A 2,475-nucleotide genomic window follows, 5' to 3' on the forward strand; every position below is an offset into this window, starting at 1 on the left:
ATTAGCGCAAGGTCCGAAGATCCCCTGCTTTCTCCCGTAGGACGTATGCGGTATTAGCATCCCTTTCGAAATGTTGTCCCCCACTAATAGGCAGATTCCTAAGCATTACTCACCCGTCCGCCGCTAGAAATCGGTAGCAAGCTACCTATTCCCGCTCGACTTGCATGTGTTAAGCCTGCCGCCAGCGTTCAATCTGAGCCATGATCAAACTCTTCAGTTTAATACTTTGTAGCACCTTAAAGGGTGCCAATCTTGGCTCATCAATTACTGACAAAAATTTGCTCAAATAAACTTCGAGTAATTTCTACCATCAATCAATGAAAATAATTTCGATCAATCAATCAGTAAAAATCCACACAAGTTGTTCTTCATAATCTCTTAATGATCTTTCTAACACCTCGTCAGTGCTAGAAGCTGGACTTAGACAAACTCAACGCTTCGCGTTTCGTTCGTTTCCGTCTATCTCGTCGGTATGGTGTGCATTCTAGAGCATTTCAGAATCATTGCAACCCCCAATTCACTATATTTTTCACGTATGTGTTTTTTATAAACGTTTTTGCTAAAAAAATTGCACTTTTACCTATTTTTTAAGCATTTTTTCTTTGTACACGACAAAAAAGATAACTTATTGAAATAATGGCATAGTACTTGTTTTCTGACGACGAATATGATGACACATTTCAATGAGTTACATCTCATCTTAAACAAATATCTAAAGTGGAACAAGTCACATGCAAAATATTTTACACTGATTATGCTTGCATTAATTGTAAAACAGACATGTAATCTTTCTTCTGCATCTAAAGCCTTACCCATCAAGTGCTTACCACAATCATTTTACCGACGTATACAACGCTTCTTTGCAGATCAGTATTTCGATTATCGTCAAATTTCTCAGTTAATTTTCAATATATTTTCATTCGATAAAGTCCAATTAACTTTGGATAGAACTAATTGGAAATGGGGAAAACGAGATATTAATATCTTGATGTTAGCCATCGTCTATCGTGGAATAGCGATACCTATTGTTTGGACATTGCTCAATAAACGTGGAAATTCAGATACAAAAGAGCGTATTGCTTTGATTCAACGCTTTATCTCCATTTTTGGTAAAGATCGTATTGTGAATGTGTTTGCAGACAGAGAATTTATCGGTGAGAAATGGTTTACATGGTTAATTGAAAATGACATTAACTTCTGTATACGTGTTAAAAAAACTTTATTGTGACCAATCACTTAGCCAAGAATCATAAAATTAGTGATTTATTTCGTCATCTTCAAGTTGGTCAAACTGAATGTCGTAAACGACGTATTTGGGTTGGTCGAGTGAAACTGTATATTAGTGCGCTACGATTAGAAGATGGAGAACTTTTACTTGTTGTTTCTCCTATGTTTAATGCTTCTGCTATTCGTGATTATGCATTACGCTGGGAAATCGAAACGTTATTTAGTTGTCTCAAAGGACGTGGATTCAATCTTGAAAATACTCGTTTAACAGACCCACCCTAGACGAGTCAAGAAATTGATAGCAGTGCTAGCTATCGGTTTCTGTTGGTGCTATTTAACAGGTGAATGGCAACATGATCGGAAAAAAGCGATAAAAATAAAGAAGCATGGACGACTTTCAGTAAGTTTATTTCGCTACGGTTTGGACTATGTTCAAATGGCTATTCTACGTTTGATTGGTTTTGGAAAAAAAGAAGAATTTAAGAAAGTGCTAGCAATTTTAAGAAAGAAAAAGCCTGATAGGACAAGGATCCTATGAAATTTGTCGTGTACAGAGGCATTTTTTATAAATTTTTAGCAAATAGTCGATATTTAATTAAGTAAATTTCTTATATCTAGCAAATCTTTTTCAGCGCTTTTAAATCTAATAAAAGTAGCTTTGATTATTTATTGATCATTAGTCTACTTTTCTTCCTCAAAGCACATCATTTTTTTCAGTCATCACACCTATTCAAGCTTTATAGACATTTTTTTGCGTGCATTTTTATATTTCCAAGCATTTTTTAACGTTCAAATGCTAAATGTTGCATGACTTCCAAGATGACTTGTTGCTTTCCACGGAAATCCTCGGCAGAAAATAGCAGCTTGGCACGTCGAGGGAGTTGTTCTCGTACCAATGCAAATAGTTGGTACTGTGCTGCGATATCCAAATCATGTAATTGTTGCTGCGCCTCACAAAATAATGCTCGCTTATACTGTGTGGTTTGGTGATCAAATAAATATCTCAAGATTCGATCAATCTGTTCATCATGATTATCGGTATTGTAATACGCCATGTTGTTGCTCTTTTTTGATTTTTGACCATTATTCCATAAGGCCTGTTTTTGCAAAAATCATTTTAATTAACCTGAATCCTGCTTAAGCCAATCATTCCATTACTCGAATGGTTGGCTTGTTTTGATGGCATAACTGGTAAGCACATAGAGATGCATAAATTCCAGCTAAGTATCCTTCAATGCTTCTCGCTTT

General features: G+C 35.7%; 1 protein-coding gene, 1 rRNA gene and 2 pseudogenes. 1 reads left to right on the forward strand and 3 read right to left on the reverse strand.

What is annotated here, in order from left to right; translation table 11 throughout:
• A 16S ribosomal RNA gene (locus tag FTU65_RS15985) occupies positions 1-220 on the reverse strand; the annotation flags it as partial.
• A gap of 450 nt (positions 221-670) precedes the next feature.
• Between FTU65_RS15985 and FTU65_RS15990 the strand changes: the two are divergent.
• Positions 671-1,765, forward strand: a pseudogene (locus tag FTU65_RS15990) (IS4-like element ISAba33 family transposase).
• A gap of 244 nt (positions 1,766-2,009) precedes the next feature.
• Here FTU65_RS15990 and FTU65_RS15995 read toward each other — a convergent pair.
• Both FTU65_RS15995 and FTU65_RS16000 read right to left on the reverse strand, forming a co-directional pair.
• Positions 2,010-2,282, reverse strand: coding sequence for a hypothetical protein (locus FTU65_RS15995; protein WP_111886092.1), 273 nt, complete (start codon positions 2,280-2,282; stop codon positions 2,010-2,012).
• A 91-nt stretch (positions 2,283-2,373) separates the two neighbouring features.
• Positions 2,374-2,475, reverse strand: a pseudogene (locus FTU65_RS16000) (IS982 family transposase); the annotation flags it as partial.

The sequence above is a fragment of the Acinetobacter sp. YH12129 genome, from assembly GCF_013418685.1.
GTDB classification, from domain to species: domain Bacteria; phylum Pseudomonadota; class Gammaproteobacteria; order Pseudomonadales; family Moraxellaceae; genus Acinetobacter; species Acinetobacter amyesii.